A 20,219-nucleotide genomic window follows, 5' to 3' on the forward strand; every position below is an offset into this window, starting at 1 on the left:
AAAATGAAAAAAACCTTAATTACTTTGAGTTTTGCTTTGTTCTTAATGGCATGTAAAACAACCAATGTATCTACAGCTAAAAACAATGTAGATGTAAGTATTGATTTAGTAAATGTTAAAGACGATAAGGTACAAGTTACTATACTTCCTCCAACATTAACATCTGAAACCACAACATTTCACATTCCAAAAATTGTTCCTGGAACCTATTCTGAGGATAATTATGGAAGATTTATTGAAAATGTAAAAGCATTTGACAAAAAAGGTAATCCATTAAAAGTGGCTAAAATAGACGAAAATTCATATACCATATCTGAGGCTACTAAGCTTGCAAAAGTAACTTATTGGGTTAATGATTCTTTTGACACTGAATCTGGAGAAGGTTTTGGAGAAGGAGAAGATATTTTTTCTCCAGCTGGTACTAATATTAAAGCAGGTGAAAATTTTGTTATTAACACACATGGTTTTGTTGGTTATTTTGACGACAAAAAAGAGGTTCCTTACGCTTTAGAAATTAAACATCCTGCAACTTTATGGGGTGCAACTTCAATGGTTGATGCCAATGCCAGTAATGAAATTGATGTATTTAATACCTCACGATATGCCGAATTAGTGGATCATCCAATAATGTATTCAAAACCTGATTACACGGAATTCAATGTTGAAGGAATGGATATAATTATTAGTGTTTATTCGCCTAAAGGAAAATACAAAGCTGCTGACATTACTCCTGAAACAGAAAAATTCATGCGTGCGCAAAAGAAATTCTTAGGAAAATTTAATGCCAATAAAAAATATACCGTTTTATTGTATTTATCGGATGTGATGGCTAAAGATGCTAAAGGTTTTGGTGCTCTAGAACACACGACCTCTACAACAGTTGTAATGCCAGAAATGATGCCTCTTGAAGCCTTAAAAGAGCAATTAAAAGACGTAGTATCTCATGAATTTTTCCACATTGTAACACCATTAAGTGTACACTCAAGAGAAATTCATTACTTTGATTATAACAACCCTAAAATGTCTGAACATTTATGGATGTACGAAGGTATAACTGAATACTTTGCCAATTTATTCCAAGTCAATCAAGGTTTAATAACTGAAGATGATTTCTACAAAAGAATGGCAGGTAAAATTGAGCAAGCGAACTCAATGAACGATAAAATGAGTTTTACAAAAATGAGTAAAAACGTTTTAAATCCGCCTTATAAAGAACAATATTTAAATGTATATCAAAAAGGAGCTTTAATTGCCATGTGTATTGATATTCAAATGCGTGAGTTGAGTAATGGAAAAAGAGGTATTTTAAGTTTAATGCAAGATTTATCAAATGAGTTTGGTAGTAACAAACCTTTTAATGACGAAGAACTATTTCCTACGATTACTAAACTAACTTACCCTGAAATTGGTGCTTTTTTAAACAAATATGTAGCTGGCGAAACACCAATTCCATATGATGAATACTTTGCAAAAATGGGAGTAAAAAACACAAAGGTGCAAATCCCTGGCAACCCATTCTTAAAAGACCAAAGAAAACCATACATCACCGTAGATCAATCAACAAAAGAAATTAAAGCTTTAGCTGATGTGTCTGAAAATATTTTCATGACTACCTTAGGAATTAAAGGTGACGATCACATTTTGGCCATCAATGGAACGGACTATAATTTAGATAATATTTACGACTTAATCATGTCTAGCGAAAGTTGGAAAGACGGCGATGAAATGACGGTAAAAATTCGTAGAGCAGGTAAAGAACAAGTTTTAAAAGGTAAAGTGGTATTACCAAAAGAAGAAAAAGATGGTTTTATTGCAGTTGACAAATCTAAAGAAGCACTAAAAAATGCTTGGTTAAAAGGATAAACACAAATAAACAGTAACCAAAATCCTCAAATTACTTCCAATTTGAGGATTTTTTTTATTACTTTGCGACGAAATTTAGAATCTGAAAATGAAAAAAATAATAGCTCTTACAGTAGCTTTTTTAGCTATTGCTTGTAATAAGGAAACAGAAAAAGAAGGTAATTTACATTTATCTGGTAATGTAGAAGGTTTAAAACAAGGTAAAATTTATGTTCAACAATTAAAAGATACTAGTTTAATCACTATAGATACAATAAAATTTGAAGGAAAATCTTCTTTCGATACTAAATTTACTATTGATGAACCTCAAATGTTATATTTGTTTTTAGATAGAGGACAAACAAATTCTATTGATAATAATTTATCTTTTTTTGCAGAACCAGGTAAAATGACATTTAAAACCACATTAAAAGAATTTTATGCTGATGCAAAATTCACAGGTTCCAAAAACCAAGAAACCTATGAAAAATACTTAAAGATAAGAACCAATTTAAGTAATGAAAATGCTGAATTAATGGCTAAAGAAATTAAAAACTTAAAGATTAAAGACCCAGCAGTTTCTAGTAAAATTCAATCTGACAAAGAAAAATTGACCGTTAGAAAATATTTATATACTGCCAATTTTGCTGTAGTAAATGGCACCTACGAAGTAGCACCTTATATTGCGCTTACCGAAATTCCAGATGCCAACTTAAAACTAATGGACACCATTCAAAAATCAATGTCTCCAAAGGTAGCAAAATCAAAATATGGTAAAAGATTAACCGAATGGATTAAAGAAAGAAAACAAACCGAACAAGAATAACATGCCAACTGCTTACATTTAAGCAGTTTTTTTTTATTACTATGCAAACGTATTACGACTTAGAGTTTATTAAACAAGAATTTAACCAAAGCTCTTTTATAAAAGGGAATTATGAAAATTGTTTTTTTGAAAATTGTATATTTAACGAAACTGATTTAGCACAAGTTAGTTTTTCTGAATGCACCTTTAACAATTGCAAGTTTACGAATTGTAATTTATCTCTAACTGCTTTCAAAGAAGTTACAATTGAATCATGCAAACTAGTTGGCTTACATTTTGAGCATTGTGATGATTTTTTATTTGAAATTAATTTTACGAATAGTACTTTACAGTTTTGCTCCTTTTATAAAATGAAATTAAAGTTTTGTAAATTTTTGAATTCTGAATTGCACGACATTGATTTCACAAATGCAGACTTAAGCCATATTCAATTCAATCGTTGTGATTTAAGTCGAAGTACTTTTGATCAAACACTTTTAGAAAAAACCGATTTTACTACCGCTACACATTTCAGCATTAATCTAGAGAAAAACAGAGTTAAAAAAGCAAAATTTGCTAAAGACAACTTAAGGGGTTTATTAGATAGCTTTGATATTATTATAGAATAAAAAAAGAGGAACACTTTCGTATTCCTCTTTTGAGCCGATGGAGGGACTCGAACCCACGACCTGCTGATTACAAATCAGCTGCTCTAGCCAGCTGAGCTACACCGGCAAAATGCCTTTGATATTTAAAAAATTTGAGCCGATGGAGGGACTCGAACCCACGACCTGCTGATTACAAATCAGCTGCTCTAGCCAGCTGAGCTACACCGGCGACTCATTTTTCGGTTGCAAATATAATAGAGTTATTGCAACTTCCAAAGACTTTTTAAATATTTTTTTTAGTTTAATTCGTTAACTTTTGCAACAAATTGATTAGCAGCATCTTCAAATTCTTTTCTGATTTGTTTAAAATGCGCTTTTTTATTTTCAACCCCTTTTTGGTTGATTTTTGTCATTAAACTATCAAAAGTATCAAAGATAGAATCCAATAATGAATCTGAAGCTTCAGTTGGTTTTCCAGTAGTTGTCATTTCCCAAATGTAAACGATGTTGATGATATCACCTAATACGTAGTTTACTTCTTTTTTCAAGTTTTTAACGCTTGCCATTTTTTTTATTTTAAAAATTATGTTGCAAAATTATAATAATATATTGATACAGCAATACTTAAATTGAAATTTCAAGTAAAGTTGCATTCCCTTTTATGTCAATTTGTTCTATTTCAGCAGGTAGTAATAATGTTTCACCTGTAGTAACAAGAATGCTATCAGCATTATAATGCACCTCTACCTTTCCTTCAACACACATAAAAACTGTAAAGGCATTTTTCTTCTTTTTCCACAAATAATCTTTATCAACGGCTAACACAGAAGTTGTAAAAAACGGACAAGTCACTATTTCCACACGTTGATTTGGTATTGAATTGTAATTTATTTTTGATTCGGTAGTTGTAAAATTAATAGCATCTAAAGCCAAATCTGTATGCAATGCTCTACCCTCACCATTTGCATCTACCCTATCCCAATCATATAAACGATACGTAATATCACTTGTTTGTTGAATTTCCGCAATAACGGTCCCAGCACCTATAGCATGAACAGTACCCGTTTCTAAAAAAAACACATCCCCTTTTTGAACCCGATATTCTTCAAGCAAATTTAGTAGTGTATTTTGCTTCAAATTTGAAATATAGTCTTCCTTTGAGGAATCTTCTTTAAAACCAACAATTAATTTTGACGATGGATCTGCTTGAATTACGTACCACATTTCGGTTTTACCAAAAGAATTATGCCTTTCTTTCGCTAAAGCATCATTAGGATGCACTTGTATAGACAAATCTTCTCTAGCGTCAATAAACTTAAAAAGCAAAGGAAAATTTAGTCCATATTTTGCCAGCACCTCTTCACCCAAAATTCCATCAGGGTACAACGCAATGATTTCATTTAAATTTTTTCCTTCTAAAGGACCATTTGTCACTACACTCACATCATTAGGAACATTAGATATTTCCCAACTTTCTCCAATAAAAGAACTCTTAGATTCCTTATTGAATAGTTCATGCAACTTAGTACCGCCCCAAATGCGTTCTTTCAAAATTGGCTTAAATTGAATGGGATACAACTTCATTAATTTCCTTTATAAGTGACAAAATTACGTGGTGTTTCATACAACACTACTTCCAAATCTAATTTAGCTGCAATATGATTTCTCAATTTATTCCAAATAACTACTACAATATTTTCAGCCGTTGGATTGAGTTCTGCAAATTCGGGAACATCCAAATTCAAATTCTTATGATCAAATTTATTTTCAATTTGTTCTTTAATTAAATCAGATAAAATCTTTACATCCATAACAAATCCAGTTTCTGGATCAATTTCACCAGTAACACTTACTATCAATTCATAATTATGACCATGATAATTTGGATTATTACATTTCCCAAAAACAGCATCATTTTGCTCCATGGACCAATCTTTCCTATACAACCTATGTGCTGCATTAAAATGAGCTTTCCTACTTACAGTTACTCGCATATTATTTTTCAAAATGATGATAAAATTCCTCAAAAATTATTTTAAACCAAACTGTATATTCGTCCGGATTTAGCTTCATATCGCTTTTTACATCCTCTATTTTCATCCATTTCCAGCTTTCCACTTCCTCCTTATTAATAACCGGTTCTTCATTGGAATAACCAATCATAACATGATCTAATTCATGTTCAGTCAATCCATTATCAAAAGGCGCTTTGTAAATAAAATGAAACATTTCTGTCAGCTCAACTTTCATCCCCATTTCTTCCATTAATCGGCGAGAACCTGCTTCAATATTTGATTCTCCTTCACGTTGATGACTACAACAAGTATTTGTCCACAACAAAGGAGAATGGTATTTATGATGTGCTCGTTGTTGCAGTAACAATTCTTGATTATCATTTAAAACAAAAACAGAAAAGGCTCTATGCAATAAAGCTTTCTCGTGAGCCTCTAATTTATTCATTAAACCAATTGGCCTATCGTTTTCGTCAACTAAAATTACTTTTTCTTCTTTCACTTTATGGAAATTTGGTCTCAAAATTACAAAAAAATAAATTTTAATCTTGCATTATCAATTCAAATAAGGACTTTAACGCTTTGTTAATAAATTTGGGTTGGTAATACCATAAATAATTGTATTTTTACGCTTCGAAAATTTTAAGATAAAAATGGGTAAAATCATTGCAATTGCAAATCAAAAAGGCGGTGTTGGAAAAACAACTACATCTGTAAATTTAGCAGCAGCTTTAGGTGTTTTAGAAAAGAAAGTATTGTTAATAGATGCTGATCCACAGGCTAATGCTACTTCTGGATTAGGATTAGATGTAGAAACCGTTGAAATTGGAACATATCAAATTTTAGAACACAGTAACACACCTGAAGAAGCAGTAGTATCTTGTTCTGCACCTAATGTTTCTATTATTCCTGCTCATATCGACTTAGTTGCCATTGAAATTGAATTGGTAGACAAAGAAAACAGAGAATACATGCTTAAAGAAGCATTAAAAAATATTAAAGAAGAGTACGATTATATTTTAATTGACTGTGCGCCTTCTTTAGGATTGTTAACGTTAAATGCTTTGACTGCTGCGGATAGTGTTGTAATTCCTATCCAATGTGAATATTTTGCATTAGAAGGGTTAGGAAAATTATTAAACACCATTAAAAGTGTTCAAAAAATCCACAATCCTAATTTAGACATTGAAGGACTATTATTAACGATGTATGATTCTCGTTTACGTCTTTCAAATCAGGTGGTAGAAGAAGTACAAAAACACTTTAACAATATGGTTTTTGACACAATTATTCAAAGAAATATTAAATTAAGTGAAGCGCCAAGTTTTGGAGAAAGCATTATCAACTATGATGCAACAAGTAAAGGAGCCGCAAATTATATTAATTTAGCAGAAGAAATTATCAAGAAAAACAGTTAAGAGAAGATGACAAAAGCAGTAAAAAAACCTGTATTAGGAAGAGGATTATCAGCACTTTTAAGCGACCCATCTAACGATATAAAATCGGTTGAAGATGCTGGTGCAGACAAAGTTGTTGGTAATATTATTGAACTTGATATTAATACAATTGAAATTAACCCCTTTCAACCCAGAACTAATTTTAATGAAGAAACGCTACAAGAATTAGCAAAATCAATTAAAGAAGTTGGGGTAATTCAACCTATTACTGTTAGAAAACTTGAATTTAATAAATACCAATTAATTTCTGGAGAAAGACGTTTACGTGCCTCAAAATTAATTGGCCTCGCTACTGTTCCAGCTTATGTTAGAATTGCAAACGATAACGAATCGTTAGTAATGGCATTAGTTGAAAACATTCAACGTCATGACTTAGATCCAATTGAAGTTGCCTTATCTTACCAACGTTTGATTGATGAAATTAATTTAACACAAGAAGAATTAAGTGACCGTGTAGGAAAGAAACGTTCTACTATTACAAATTACTTACGTTTATTGAAATTAGACCCAATCATCCAAACAGGAATGCGCGATGGTTTTATTTCAATGGGGCATGGTCGTGCTTTAATTAGTATCGAAGATTTAGATGTACAAAGTGATATATACCACAAAGTAGTAACACAAAATTTATCTGTTCGAGAAACAGAAGCGCTTGTTAAAAAACACCAAGAAAGCTTAAAACCAAAAATAGGTAAAGCAAGCAGCGATAAATCTTTTGAAATAGATGACAACCAAAAGAAAACATTTGCAAACTTTTTTGGCACAAAGGTAGATGTAAATGTAGCTTCAAATGGAAAAGGAAAAATTACCATTCCTTTTCACTCAGAGGAGGATTTCAATAGAATAATGAAATTAATTAATAACTAAGTGAAGTACCTTTTTTACATCTTTTGTTTCTTTCTACTTGGTTTTCAATTTTCACAAGCTCAAAAATCACAAGAGATTAAAATTGAAACCAAAAAAGTAGTAAAAGATTCTATAAATCCTTTAGCACCAGCAAAAGCAGCTTTTTATTCCGCTATTTTACCTGGATTAGGGCAAGCTTACAATAAAAAATATTGGAAAATTCCAATTGTTTATGCTGCATTGGGTGCAGGTGTATATTTTATTATTGACAACAATAATAAATACAATGATTATAGAAATGAATACAAAGCAAGATTATTAGGCACTAATAATCCAAACAACGGTACGTTTGGCAGATTAACTACTGAAAGCGTGTATCGTGGTCAAAAATTCTACCAAAAAAATAGAGATTTATCAATTTTAATCACAGGCGGTTTATATTTACTTAATATTTTAGACGCTAATATTGATGCGCATTTACTACAATTCAATGTAAGTGATGACTTAACTTTAAAGCCTAAAATCCAACAAAACTTCTTAACTAACAAACATGAAGTAGGTTTTACTTTAAGTTATAATTTTTAACATTTCATTAATTAACATTACTAAAAAAGAAGCTACTAACTTTACATGAAAATAGCATTATTAGGATACGGGAAAATGGGAAAAGTAATTGAAAAAATTGCTTTGGAAAGAGGACATCAAATTGTTTTAAGAAAAGGAAGTCAAGATACTTTTGAAGGACTATTAGATGCCGATGTAGCTATTGATTTCAGTTTACCAAATGTTGCTGTTGAAAACATTTCAGAATGTTTAAATCATTCTATTCCTGTAATTTCTGGCACTACTGGTTGGTTAGAACGTTATGAAGAAATGGTTCAACTGTGTAACGAAAAAAATGGTAGTTTTATTTATGGTTCTAATTTTAGTTTGGGCGTAAATATTTTTTTTGAATTGAATGAATTTTTAGCCAAAATGATGAAAAACTTAACACAATACAACGTGAGTATGGAAGAAATTCATCATACACAAAAATTAGACGCACCAAGCGGAACCGCCATTTCGTTAGCAGAAGGAATTATAAAGCATACCAATTACAAAAAATGGACTTTAGAAAACCCTAATAATGATGAAATTTTAATTGACGCGAAAAGAATAGGAACAGTTCCTGGAACTCATAGCATATTTTATGATAGTGCTGTGGATCAAATAGAAATTAAACATACCGCGCATAGCCGAGAAGGTTTCGCTTTAGGATCTGTTGTAGCAGCAGAATGGTTAGTTGGCAAAAAAGGAGTCTTTACAATGAAAGATGTTTTAGGTATTTAAAACGTATAGAAACAAAAAAATTTTAACAATAAAAAATAAATTATTTTATTCAACATAGAAATCATAAATAAACTTATATGACTTATATGTTTTAAAAAAATTAACAAAGTATGGAAACAACAAGTTGGGTTTTAACCATAATCATTTTAAGTACATTACATGGAATTTGTACTTGGAAGTTATATGTAACTGCTGGTAAAAAAGCATGGGAAGCGTTTATCCCTGTATACAATGGAATAAAATTAATGGAAATCATAAACCGACCAAAATGGTGGGTGTTATTACTTTTTATTCCCGTAATAAACTTGTTGTTATTACCCGTAATTTGGATTGAAACTTTACGTTCGTTTGGAAGAAAATCGTCTACAGATATGTGGTTGGGAGTCCTAACTTTTGGATTTTATATTGGTTACATTAATTATACTCAATCCACAACTTACGAACCTAATAGAAGTACAAAACCGGCTACTAAGGCGTTAGATACGCTTGGTTCAATAACTTTTGCAATCATTGTGGCTACTTTTGTACATACTTATTTTATTCAACCGTTTGTTATTCCAACTTCATCTTTGGAAAAAACATTAAAAATTGGCGACTTCTTGTTTGTAAGCAAATTTCATTATGGTGCGAGAACACCAATGACAACAGTTGCCGCACCAATGGTACATGATACTTTGCCAATTATAAAAACAAAATCGTATTCTTCATGGCCAGAATTACCTTATTTCCGTTTTCCAGCACTTCAGAAAATAGAACGTAATGATATTGTTGTTTTCAACTGGCCCGTTGATACAGTTGCTAAATTTAGAGACAATTCTGGAATAAAATATTACAAACCGATTGACAAAAAATCGAATTATGTAAAACGTTGTGTGGGAATTCCTGGAGATGAAATTACAATTAAAAATAGTGATTTATATGTAAACGGAAAATTAGCTCAATTGCCTCATCGAGCAAAACCACAGTTTTCATACAAAGTTGCTTTTGACGGAACTAATACAACTACCACTTCTACACTTGATGCTACTTTAAGAGAATTAGAATGTTCGGATGGTTTTGGCGTTAATGATACTCGCGATACTCTATTTATTAGAGCATTGACAGATGAAGGCGCGAAAGCACTTAAAGGAATTACAGGTGTAAAATCTGTAGAGAAAATTTTAGCTAAAGGAACTGAAAAAAGTATTTTCCCTTACACTAAAAATTGGAATGTAGATAATTTAGGCCCTATAAAAATCCCTTCACAAGGCGAAACAGTTACACTAAATGCAGAAACAGTTCCGTTTTATAAAATGATAATAACTGAATATGAACACCATCAATTACAAGTTAATGGTAATGAAATAAGAATAGACGGAAAACCGGCTACTTCTTACACTTTTAATCAAGATTATTACTGGATGATGGGAGACAACCGTCATAATTCAGAAGATTCAAGATATTGGGGATTTGTTCCTGCAGATCATATCGTGGGAAAACCTATTTTTATATGGATGAGTTTTGATTTAAATAATGTTTTCCAAAAACCATTTTTAGATCGATTTAGACCTGAACGTTTCTTTACTACTGTGAGTGGCGACGGTGAACCACAATCATATTTTAAATATTTCTTGTTTGCTTTAGCTGGTTATTTTGTATGGGATTATTTCAACAAAAAGAAAAAGAAAAAAGAAGAAGCATAAATAACTGTAGCGTTGGAATTATCCAACGTTACTTTTTAGTAGAAATACCATGAAGAATTTATTAATTTATCCTACGTATTTTCCATCAATAAGTCATTATTGTGCATTAGTACAAGCAGAAAAAATTACTTTTGAAGTAGAAGACACATTTCAAAAACAAACCAACAGAAATAGAATGTACATTTATAGTCCTAATGGCTTACAAATGTTAAACATTCCTCTTAAACACAGCGATACTCGTCAAAAATTTAAAGATGTAAAAATTGAATACGCGTTTGATTGGCAAAAAAATCATTTTAAATCTTTAGAAGCGGCTTACAGAACTTCTCCTTTTTTCGAATATTTTGAAGATGATATCCGACCATTATTTGAAAAGAAAACTCCTTATATGTTGGATTTAAATTTTGAAATTTTTGAACTTATCAATCAGGCATTAGGTATTCAATTAGACTTTGAAAAAACAACAGAATATTTTCACGAAGCACCCGAATATAATGATTTACGACCTTTAGTAAATGGAAAAAAAGACAACACAAAATTAGAAGAATATACTCAAGTTTTTGAAGAAAAACACGGTTTCATCAACAATTTATCTATTTTAGATTTATTATTTAATGAAGGAAGGTATGCTTTAGATTATTTAAAACAACAAAAACTATAATTTTTCTTTTGAAAAATTCAATCGTGCAAGTAAAGGAAAATGATCACTATTATAAAAATCATTGAGTGTTTCAAATTCTTTTACTTGCATTTTTTTATCCACTAGAATATAATCAATTCGAGCTGGATAATATTTAAAATTATAGGTTTTTCCAAAACCAGCTCCATTAGTTTCAAAAGCATCTTCCATAGAACCTTTAATAGTTCGGTATACATATGAAAATGCGCTATTATTCATATCACCACAAATTACTTTTTTGTACTTACAATCTTGATAATGTTGCTTTATTAATTCTGCTTGAATTTGTTGTTTTGTAAAAGCTTTACTTATTCTTTTTAAAATAGTTCGAGTTTTATTTTCATCCATTTGCTGAATATCTTCATCATCTATAGCTGTACTAATTTTAATGGATTGCAAATGCATACTATACACACGTAAGGTATCATTTTCTTTAACAATATCTGCATATACCACGTTATTATTAGATTCTGGAAAAGTTATTTTCCCTTTATCAATAATTTTATACTTAGAAAAAATTGCATTTCCAACAATAATATTTTTACCTTCTTTAAATATATGTTGGTATTTATAGTTTGAAAATCTCGTTTGTTCAAAGTCGGAATATTCTTGAATACACAAAATATCAGGTTTTTTTTCATCAACTAAATTGGCAATTTGTTTGGGTATATTTGCCTTTAAATCCCATTTAAATTTATTAAATAAACGAACGTTATAACTCATAATGGTAAAATCTGAGTTTGAAACAGGCAAAACAGTTTCTTTAAAATTATAAAACTTATTTATAAAAGTAATTCCCAACAATAATGCAATTCCAGAAATAAAAATATATTTTTTAAATTGGATGAACCAATAAATGAAAAACAACAAGTTAAATATTAAAAATAATGGAAGGAATAACGTTAAAACACTTAATATAGGAAACCATTTTGGAGCTAAAAAAGGCAATAGATAAGCCATTAATGTAGTTAACACTAATACTACATTAAGCAACAACATTGTTTTAGAAATCCATGATAAACCTTTTAACAACTTATTTATTGATTTTAAATAAAAATTCTTTTTCTTCTTTGGTTAAACTATCATAACCCGATTTACTGATTTTATCTAAGATATCATCAATTTGTTTTTGAGTCATATCTTTAGTAAATTCAGACTTATTTACTTTACGATTTACAGTTTCATTCTTGTAAATTTTCTTAAAAGTACTCTTTTTTTTCTTATTTGAAAAATCAAACCATTTACTTAAATCAATTCCTCTTTTTAAACCTTGAACATTGAAGTAAGCAAAAAAAACTCCAGCCAAATGAGCCACATGACCACCTGTATTTTCAATAGCAAAATAAACAATATTTAACAACAAAATTAATGCTCCAATATACCAAAGTTTAATATAGCCAATTAAGGGAATACGAACTACCATAAGAGGTGAGTAAAAAACCACCGTGAAAAAAATTCCTAAAATAGCAGCACTGGCACCAACTATACTGTTATCGATTCCAAAAATATTTTGATAAACAACATAAACAAATCCTGCAAATAGAGCACTAAAAAAATAGGTCGCCAAAAATTGTTTTGTACTAAAAAATGTAAAAAACAATCTTCCTGCAAAAAATAAGAACAACATATTAGACAACAAATGCAGCAAACCAGAATGAAAAAATGCATAAGTTATAAATGTCCATGGAAAAAACAGAAAACTATGGGTAGCAGAATTTAAAGCAATGAAATGGGGAAAATCGAAATATCCTAACTTAAATTGGTAAAACAAAGGCAATGACAAAACAAACAATCCTATGTTCCAAAAAATAATTTTTTGAGACATGTCGTTGTAGCGGTATTGTGTTTTAATATCTTTAAAAATTTCGTTCATATTTAATTCCAACGATTATGCGTAAACTTCTTATTTTTCCAAATCCACATAAGAATAAATCCAGTAATTGCTCCACCTACGTGAGCAAAATGGGCTACATTTGCTCCACCTAAAATAGACGACCCTGAAATGCCGGAAAAAACATCAAAAGCAACTAATATGGGCACAAAATATTTAGCTTTTATAGGTACTGGAATAAACATCATTGCTAATTCTGCATTAGGAAACATAAATGCAAAAGCTACCAATAATCCATAAATCGCTCCTGAAGCACCAACTGCTGGTATATAAGCATTGGAAACGGCTCCTAAAAAGGCATTACCATCAAAATTCGTTTCATTTAATTTATTAAACAACTCTAGATTATTTTCAATCATTGGTTTCAAAACCAATGTATTTCCTTCAACTATATCTGTTTGAAGTAGTGTTGAAATATCAGAATTGGTAAAAGCACCATTGGTCAATTCAATAATTTGAGAATGAATTTCATAAAAAGCTACCCCTTGATGTAATAATGCTGAACCAATACCGCAAACAAAATAAAAAATCAAAAAGCGTTTGGCTCCCCAAAAATGTTCTAATACTGAACCAAAAGAAACCAAAGCAAACATATTAAACACAATGTGCAGCAAACTTTCTTTAGAATGCATAAACATATGGGTGATGGGTTGCCAAATTCTAAAATGAGGATTTTCAAAATAATACATTGAGAAATGTTCATAAGAATTAGGCACTACTTGGCTCATGATATAACAAATCACATTTATTATTAGCAGTTGCTTTACAACTGGTGTCATATTATTAAACATATTTAAAATCTTTTATCTAATTCGTCTGTAGTTAATGTTATAAAAATAGGTTGATTAAAAGGGGAAAAATTAGGTTCCTTACAAGCAAACAATCCATTAACTATGTTACTCAATTCTATTTCATTTAACGTTTTACCCGATTTAATTGCTACACTCTTAGCCATAAATTTCGCTATACTATCTGATAAAGAGAAACTATCTTCCGGAATATTTTGTTGTAAATTATGAATTAAATCATTTAAAATTGCTACAACTTCACTTTCTTTAACTTGTACTGGTAAGCCAATAATCCGAACCTCATCTAATGCAATACTTTCAAATGCGAAACCTAACCCTTCTAAATTAGGCTGTAACTCTTTTAAGTACAACACTTCTTCCCTACCTAAATGCAAACATAAAGGAAATATCAGTTGCTGACTTGAGGCGTGATGTATGGTAATATTAGTTAAAAATTGTTCGTATAAAATACGTTGATGTGCTCTATTTTGATGAATAACTAATAAACCTGACTTAATACTATTGATGATGTACTTTCTATTTAATTGGTACAACAGGGTTTTTGTTTCTGTAACTTCATCATCAAACAATTTACTTGTTACTGCTTCTTCCGTTTCGAAAGTATGATTATCAACTTCAAAAGTATCTTGTTTTAATCCAACATACAAACTTTCCCAATTTGAAGTTGTATCTTGCTTTTTATAAATAGAAAATCCAGAACTAACATTTGATGAAGAACTACTTTTTTTAGTGTCTGTAACAAATGGATTAAAAGTACTATCAACCTGTATTAAAGGAACGTCTGACTTTATATCTTTATAAGCATAAGGCGTATCCAAAGTGGCATCGCGTTCAAAATCTAAAACTGGTGCCACATTAAACATTCCTAAACTATGTTTTACAGCTGAGCGTAAAATAGCATATAAGGCTTGTTCATCGTCAAACTTCACTTCAGTTTTAGTTGGATGTATATTAATATCTATGGTATGTGTAGGAACTTGTAAATACAAAAAATAACTGGGTTGATTCCCGTCTTTTAACAAACCATCATAAGCACTCATTACGGCATGATGCAAAAAACTACTTTTTATGAATCGGTCATTAACTAAGAAAAATTGCTCACTTCTATTTTTTTTGGCAAACTCGGGTTTACCTACAAATCCGCTAATGGTAATGATTTCAGTTTCTTCATTAACAGGAACTAATTTTTCATTAGTTTTTCCACCAAAAATATTTACAATTCGTTGTCTGTAATTTGTACTTGGCAAATTAAAAATCTCAGCTCCATTACTTATTAACACAAAATGAATTGCAGGATGCGCAAGTGCAACCCGTTCAAATTCATCTATAATGTGTTTTAGTTCTACATTGTCTGATTTTAAAAAATTGCGACGAGCAGGAATATTAAAAAACAAATTTTTAACCAAAAAAGAAGTCCCCTTAGGTAAAACGGCTACTTCTTGAGAAACAAATTTACTTCCTTCAATTATGACATGTGTACCTAATTCTTCTTGGTCTTGCTTGGTTTTTAACTCCACATGAGCAACAGCTGCGATTGACGCTAAAGCTTCACCACGAAAACCTTTAGTATGTAAAGCAAATAAATCTTCCGCATGACGTATTTTGGAAGTAGCATGCCTTTCAAAACACAAACGTGCATCAGTAACATTCATTCCCTTACCATTATCAATGACTTGTATAAGGGTTTTACCTGCATCTTTAATAATTAATTTAATTTCAGTAGCATTGGCGTCGACAGCGTTTTCAACCAACTCTTTCACTACAGAAGCAGGGCGTTGCACTACTTCTCCAGCGGCTATTTGATTGGCAACATGATCAGGTAATAATTGAATAATCCCAGACATTAGGCTTTGATGATTTTATTTTGGTTAAACCACAAATTTAATGAAAATAAGTCGGGTTTTTATGTTTAGAAAATCATAAAAATAAAAAAAGCTGAATATTTCTATTCAGCTTAAATTATATAAAATATATACCGTTATTTACGATTTAAATCTACCATTTTTATAGCAGCAATTGCAGCTTCAACCCCTTTATTTCCGTGTTTTCCTCCACTTCTATCGATAGATTGTTGCATGGTATTATCTGTTAACACACAAAAGATGGTTGGCACATCATATATTACATTCATGTCTTTTATACCTTGTGTTACCCCTTCGCAAACAAACTCAAAATGCATGGTTTCCCCCTTAATCACACAACCGATTACAATTATTGCATCAAGCTCAAGTTTTTCATGCATTTGGCGTGCTCCAAAAATCAATTCAAAACTTCCAGGTACATTCCAGCGAATAATGTTTTCAGGTAAAGCACCACAGTTGGTCAATGCACTAAAAGCACCATTATAGAGACCTTCTGTTACTTCTTCGTTCCATTCTGAAACAACAATCCCAAATCGAAAGTCTTTCGCATTTGGGATTGAGTTTTTATCGTAATTGGATAAATTTTTATTTTCTGTTGCCATTAATTATTGTTCTAATGTAGCAATTAAAGCATCAATATTATACCCTTCTTGAGAATTTTCATATTTCTCTTTAATGGTTTTTAAATAACCTAAAGCTTCATCTTTTTTATTTGCTGCGATGGCTAAGTTAGCTGCTTTGAATAAAAAGCGTGGTGTAATGAAATCATTATCATCTAAATTAGCTGCTTCTACATACAATTTAATTGCATCATCCTGTTTATTTAATTCAGACATAGCATCGCCTTTTGCACCAATAGCTAATGCTGCTAAAACTTGATCTTTTGTAGAAAACTTTTCTAAATGCTCAATAGCTTTATTGAAGTTCTTTAAGTTTAAATACGACATTCCAGCATAATATTCAGCTAAATTAGCTGCATTAGTACCAGAATATTCATTAATAATTCCTTCAAATCCTAATTTTCCTTCACCACCTTTAAGTGCTAAGTTATATAATGAATCCTGTTTTCCAGCCCCATCAACTGCTTGTTGGAAATATGTTTGTGCTTGAAACATTTCTTTAAATGCATCTTCCTCTTTTGGTGTAGCAACAAATTTATTGTAAAGAATGTATCCTAAAGTTAATACAGCTAAAACACCAATAACACCTAAAATAGATTTTTGATTTTTAATTACAAATTCTTCAGTTTTATTAGCAGTTTCATCTAACGCATTAAATACTTCAGCGGTTGTACTTTCGCTTTCATTAACGTTGATTTCTTCTACAGTTGTATCAAATGCTGGCTCTTTTTCTTCTTTTGGTTTAGGAGCCTTAAATCCTCTTTTATTGTACGTTGCCATTTATCTAAACTTTTATTAGAGGTGCAAAAATATAACTTTTATTCAAATTTAAAAGTTCTTTACTCATATTTTTAAAAATTGACCTTACATTTGTAATCTCAAATTGAATTAGAAATAAATACGATTGTGTTTTTAAAATCCCTTTCACTTATAAATTACAAGAACATTGCTGAACATGCTTTTGAGTTTGACAGCAAGATTAATGCTATTGTAGGGAAAAATGGCATAGGTAAAACAACTATATTGGATGCAATTTATCATCTTGCAATTGGAAAAAGTTATTTCAACCCGTTAGCTACACAAAACATTAAACACGGGGAAGATTTTTTTGTAATAGATGGCCTTTTTGAAAAAGAAAATAGAACCGAACAAATTTTATGTAGTTTTAAAAAAGGACAAAAGAAACTATTAAAACGTAATGGTAAAATTTACGAACGCTTTTCTGAGCATATTGGATTAATTCCAATAGTGATTATTTCACCAAGTGATGTAGACCTAATTGTTGAAGGCAGTGAAACCAGACGAAAATTTATAGACAATGTTATTTCTACTGCAGATACTTTATACCTCAACACGTTAATAAATTATCAAAAAACAGTTGCGCAACGAAATGCATTATTAAAATATTTTGCTGCCAATCAAGTTTTTGACAATGAAAATTTGGCTATTTATAACGAACAAATGTCTGAATTTGGAACTATAATTTATAACAAACGAAAAGTATTTTTAGAACAATTTGTTCCAATTTTTCAGAAATATTACAGTATTATTTCAGAAAATGCAGAAGATGTAAACATTATCTATGATAGTCAGTTACATGAAGACCATTTTGAAAAGCTACTCCCCTTGTATGTTCAAAAAGATAGACTAGCTCAATATTCTACAGTAGGTATTCACAAAGATGATTTGATTTTTAACATAAACGAATATCCTGTAAAAAAATACGGGTCACAAGGTCAACAAAAATCATTTTTAATCGCATTAAAATTAGCCCAATTTGAATTTGTAAAAAATCAAAGCAAAACTTTGCCTATATTATTATTTGATGATATTTTTGATAAATTGGACGCGTACAGGGTACAGCAGATTGTAAATATGGTCAATGACGATGTATTTGGTCAAATATTTATTTCTGACACACATCCTGAACGAACAGAAGAAATCATAAAACAAACGCATAAAACATATAAAATTTATTCCTTATGAAAAAATTAAATTATTACATTGTATTAATACTTTTTGTATTAAACACTGGTTGCACAAATAGTCAAAACTTTAAAAGTGTTGATGTAGCAGAATTCAAAACTACTCTTGAAAAAACAACTGATGCGCAATTACTTGATGTTAGAACTCCTGGAGAATTTGCAGGCGGACATATCTCTAATGCAAAAAATATGGATTGGAATGGTAGTGATTTCGATACACAAGTAGCCAATTTAGACAAAGAAAAACCTGTTTTTGTTTATTGTTTAAGTGGAGGAAGAAGTAAAAAAGCAGCTTCACACTTAAAAGATTTAGGCTTTAAAAACATTATTGAATTAAATGGAGGTTATTTAGCATGGAGCAAAGCTAATGCTAACACAAACGAAGCATGGATTGGCATGACTAAAGAGGCCTACAATCAATTATTAGTCTCAGACAAGATTGTTGTAATTGATTTTTATGCAGAATGGTGTGCTCCTTGCAAAAAAATGGCACCTTATTTAGATAAAATGAGTAAGGAATTAGCGGATAAAGTTATTATTCATCGTATCGATGCTGATAAAAATAAATCATTATTTAACGCATTAGGATATGAAGGTTTGCCAGTGGTTTTAGTGTATAAAAATGGAAAAGAAACGTTCAAAAAAAACCAATTTGTTAGCGAAGAAGAATTAAGAAAGGCGCTTTAATTAAGCATTCCCATAAAAACAAAACACACAACATCATTCTATTCACTTTTCTTATAAACCAAAAACATGAATATTATACAAAATCAATCGTTAAAAAAATACAATACTTTTGGTATTGAAGCATCAGCAAAAGAATTTATTGCCATTGAAAATGAAAGTGAATTAGCAACAGTATTGAAAGAAAATCAAAATAAAAAACTTTTTGTATTGGCTGGTGGAAGCAATATGCTTTTAACTAAAGATATTGATGCTTTAGTGATTCATATTAACAACAAAGGAATCAATATTATTGATGAAAACGATGATTATGTTTGGGTTAAAGGAAATGCAGGAGAAGTTTGGCATGAATTTGTGATGTGGTGTATTGACCAAAACTTTGGTGGAATTGAAAATTTATCTTTAATACCTGGTAATGTTGGCGCAACACCTGTACAAAATATTGGTGCTTATGGCGTTGAAATCAAAGATACTTTTGTTTCGTGCGAAGCCATGGAAATTGTTACACAAAAAATAAGAACTTTTTCCAAAGAAGATTGTCAATTTGGATACAGAGAAAGTATTTTTAAAGGTGAATTAAAAAACCAATATATTATTTTGTCGGTTACTTTTAAATTGAACAAAAAGAACCATAAAACCAACACTTCATATGGCGCTATTGATTTAGAATTAGAAAAAATGGGAATTCAAAACCCTAGCATTAAAGATGTTAGTAATGCTGTCATAGCGATTAGACAAAGTAAATTGCCGAACCCTAAAGAATTAGGAAATAGTGGTAGTTTTTTTAAAAATCCAATTGTGCCCATTGAAACATACAACAAAGCCAAAATTAACTATCCAGAGATGCCTCATTATCCAGTTTCAAACACACAAGTTAAAGTTCCTGCAGGTTGGCTTATTGAGCAAGCCGGATTTAAAGGCAAACGTTTTGGCGACGCCGGTATTCATACAAAACAAGCATTGGTACTTGTAAATTATGGCAACGCCACAGGGAGTGAGATTTGGGCTGTTGCGCAAAATATTCAAAAAACAATTAAAGAAAAATTCGGAATTGAAATTGAAGCTGAAGTAAATGTTATTTAAAATCAGAATCGAAAACATTACATTT

At 30.6% G+C, this 20,219-nt stretch carries 22 protein-coding genes, 2 tRNA genes and 1 pseudogene; 13 read left to right on the plus strand and 12 right to left on the minus strand.

Going from position 1 to position 20,219, the window contains the following annotated elements; translation table 11 throughout:
- Positions 1-3: 3 nt before the first annotated feature.
- From KQS_RS10400 to KQS_RS14755, 4 genes and pseudogenes are all read left to right on the plus strand, one after another.
- Positions 4-1,863, plus strand: a complete 1,860-nt coding sequence (locus tag KQS_RS10400) for a M61 family metallopeptidase (protein WP_014389148.1) — start codon at positions 4-6, stop codon at positions 1,861-1,863.
- 88 nt (positions 1,864-1,951) lie between these two features.
- The gene (locus tag KQS_RS10405) at positions 1,952-2,668 is read left to right on the plus strand and encodes a DUF4369 domain-containing protein (protein WP_014389149.1); all 717 of its coding nucleotides are present in this window, start codon (positions 1,952-1,954) and stop codon (positions 2,666-2,668) included.
- A gap of 41 nt (positions 2,669-2,709) precedes the next feature.
- A pseudogene (locus tag KQS_RS14750) lies at positions 2,710-2,877 on the plus strand (pentapeptide repeat-containing protein); the annotation flags it as partial.
- A gap of 141 nt (positions 2,878-3,018) precedes the next feature.
- Positions 3,019-3,276 carry a pentapeptide repeat-containing protein gene (locus tag KQS_RS14755; protein ID WP_449404064.1) on the plus strand — a complete coding sequence of 86 codons (258 nt, stop codon included), beginning with the start codon at positions 3,019-3,021 and terminating at the stop codon, positions 3,274-3,276.
- Between the two features lie 32 nt (positions 3,277-3,308).
- Here KQS_RS14755 and KQS_RS10415 read toward each other — a convergent pair.
- The 6 genes from KQS_RS10415 to idi all read right to left on the minus strand — a co-directional run bounded on the left by KQS_RS10415 (position 3,309) and on the right by idi (position 5,769).
- A tRNA-Thr gene (locus KQS_RS10415) sits at positions 3,309-3,382 on the minus strand.
- Between the two features lie 28 nt (positions 3,383-3,410).
- Positions 3,411-3,484 (minus strand) — tRNA-Thr (locus KQS_RS10420).
- Positions 3,485-3,551: 67 nt separating this feature from the next.
- Complete coding sequence (locus KQS_RS10425; RefSeq protein ID WP_014389151.1) at positions 3,552-3,821, minus strand: hypothetical protein; 270 nt, start codon at positions 3,819-3,821, stop codon at positions 3,552-3,554.
- Positions 3,822-3,879: 58 nt separating this feature from the next.
- A complete protein-coding gene (locus KQS_RS10430; RefSeq protein ID WP_014389152.1) occupies positions 3,880-4,839 on the minus strand; it encodes a type I phosphomannose isomerase catalytic subunit in 960 nt (319 codons plus the stop codon).
- Positions 4,839-5,249 carry a 6-pyruvoyl trahydropterin synthase family protein gene (locus tag KQS_RS10435; RefSeq protein ID WP_014389153.1) on the minus strand — a complete coding sequence of 137 codons (411 nt, stop codon included), beginning with the start codon at positions 5,247-5,249 and terminating at the stop codon, positions 4,839-4,841. Before KQS_RS10435 ends, KQS_RS10430 begins: the two co-directional genes overlap by 1 nt.
- Position 5,250: 1 nt before the next feature.
- Positions 5,251-5,769 carry an isopentenyl-diphosphate Delta-isomerase gene (idi, locus tag KQS_RS10440; protein WP_014389154.1) on the minus strand — a complete coding sequence of 173 codons (519 nt, stop codon included), beginning with the start codon at positions 5,767-5,769 and terminating at the stop codon, positions 5,251-5,253.
- 151 nt (positions 5,770-5,920) lie between these two features.
- On the opposite strand from idi, the gene KQS_RS10445 reads away from it, so the two are divergent.
- The 6 genes from KQS_RS10445 (at position 5,921) to KQS_RS10470 (ending at position 11,242) form a co-directional block, all read left to right on the plus strand.
- On the plus strand, positions 5,921-6,685 hold the full coding sequence (locus tag KQS_RS10445; RefSeq protein ID WP_014389155.1) for a ParA family protein: 765 nt from the start codon (positions 5,921-5,923) through the stop codon (positions 6,683-6,685).
- 6 nt (positions 6,686-6,691) lie between these two features.
- Positions 6,692-7,591, plus strand: a complete 900-nt coding sequence (locus KQS_RS10450; RefSeq protein ID WP_014389156.1) for a ParB/RepB/Spo0J family partition protein — start codon at positions 6,692-6,694, stop codon at positions 7,589-7,591.
- Positions 7,592-8,155: a DUF5683 domain-containing protein gene (locus KQS_RS10455; protein ID WP_014389157.1), complete on the plus strand. Its 564-nt coding sequence runs from the start codon at positions 7,592-7,594 to the stop codon at positions 8,153-8,155.
- A gap of 45 nt (positions 8,156-8,200) precedes the next feature.
- On the plus strand, positions 8,201-8,899 hold the full coding sequence (gene dapB, locus KQS_RS10460; protein WP_014389158.1) for a 4-hydroxy-tetrahydrodipicolinate reductase: 699 nt from the start codon (positions 8,201-8,203) through the stop codon (positions 8,897-8,899).
- Between the two features lie 110 nt (positions 8,900-9,009).
- Positions 9,010-10,581, plus strand: a complete 1,572-nt coding sequence (lepB, locus tag KQS_RS10465) for a signal peptidase I (RefSeq protein WP_014389159.1) — start codon at positions 9,010-9,012, stop codon at positions 10,579-10,581.
- A 49-nt stretch (positions 10,582-10,630) separates the two neighbouring features.
- Positions 10,631-11,242, plus strand: coding sequence for a WbqC family protein (locus tag KQS_RS10470; RefSeq protein WP_014389160.1), 612 nt, complete (start codon positions 10,631-10,633; stop codon positions 11,240-11,242).
- Here the strand turns inward: KQS_RS10470 and KQS_RS10475 are convergent.
- The 6 genes from KQS_RS10475 to KQS_RS10500 all read right to left on the minus strand — a co-directional run bounded on the left by KQS_RS10475 (position 11,237) and on the right by KQS_RS10500 (position 17,222).
- The gene (locus tag KQS_RS10475) at positions 11,237-12,292 is read right to left on the minus strand and encodes an endonuclease/exonuclease/phosphatase family protein (RefSeq protein WP_014389161.1); all 1,056 of its coding nucleotides are present in this window, start codon (positions 12,290-12,292) and stop codon (positions 11,237-11,239) included. The genes KQS_RS10470 and KQS_RS10475 overlap by 6 nt on opposite strands.
- A 1-nt stretch (position 12,293) precedes the next feature.
- Positions 12,294-13,133, minus strand: a complete 840-nt coding sequence (locus tag KQS_RS10480) for a rhomboid family intramembrane serine protease (RefSeq protein WP_014389162.1) — start codon at positions 13,131-13,133, stop codon at positions 12,294-12,296.
- A 2-nt stretch (positions 13,134-13,135) separates the two neighbouring features.
- Entirely contained in the window at positions 13,136-13,942 is an 807-nt protein-coding gene (locus KQS_RS10485; RefSeq protein ID WP_014389163.1) for a rhomboid family intramembrane serine protease, read from the minus strand.
- A gap of 2 nt (positions 13,943-13,944) precedes the next feature.
- A complete protein-coding gene (mutL, locus tag KQS_RS10490; RefSeq protein ID WP_014389164.1) occupies positions 13,945-15,804 on the minus strand; it encodes a DNA mismatch repair endonuclease MutL in 1,860 nt (619 codons plus the stop codon).
- Between the two features lie 134 nt (positions 15,805-15,938).
- The gene (gene ribH / locus KQS_RS10495; RefSeq protein ID WP_014389165.1) at positions 15,939-16,424 is read right to left on the minus strand and encodes a 6,7-dimethyl-8-ribityllumazine synthase; all 486 of its coding nucleotides are present in this window, start codon (positions 16,422-16,424) and stop codon (positions 15,939-15,941) included.
- A 3-nt stretch (positions 16,425-16,427) separates the two neighbouring features.
- Positions 16,428-17,222: a tetratricopeptide repeat protein gene (locus KQS_RS10500; RefSeq protein WP_014389166.1), complete on the minus strand. Its 795-nt coding sequence runs from the start codon at positions 17,220-17,222 to the stop codon at positions 16,428-16,430.
- A 126-nt stretch (positions 17,223-17,348) separates the two neighbouring features.
- On the opposite strand from KQS_RS10500, the gene recF reads away from it, so the two are divergent.
- The 3 genes from recF to murB all read left to right on the plus strand — a co-directional run bounded on the left by recF (position 17,349) and on the right by murB (position 20,194).
- Positions 17,349-18,428 carry a DNA replication/repair protein RecF gene (gene recF / locus KQS_RS10505; protein WP_014389167.1) on the plus strand — a complete coding sequence of 360 codons (1,080 nt, stop codon included), beginning with the start codon at positions 17,349-17,351 and terminating at the stop codon, positions 18,426-18,428.
- Positions 18,425-19,114, plus strand: coding sequence for a thioredoxin domain-containing protein (locus tag KQS_RS10510; RefSeq protein ID WP_014389168.1), 690 nt, complete (start codon positions 18,425-18,427; stop codon positions 19,112-19,114). Before recF ends, KQS_RS10510 begins: the two co-directional genes overlap by 4 nt.
- 66 nt (positions 19,115-19,180) lie before the next feature.
- The gene (murB, locus tag KQS_RS10515; protein WP_014389169.1) at positions 19,181-20,194 is read left to right on the plus strand and encodes a UDP-N-acetylmuramate dehydrogenase; all 1,014 of its coding nucleotides are present in this window, start codon (positions 19,181-19,183) and stop codon (positions 20,192-20,194) included.
- Positions 20,195-20,219: the final 25 nt, after the last annotated feature.

This window comes from Flavobacterium indicum GPTSA100-9 = DSM 17447 (assembly GCF_000455605.1).
Taxonomy (GTDB): domain Bacteria; phylum Bacteroidota; class Bacteroidia; order Flavobacteriales; family Flavobacteriaceae; genus Flavobacterium; species Flavobacterium indicum.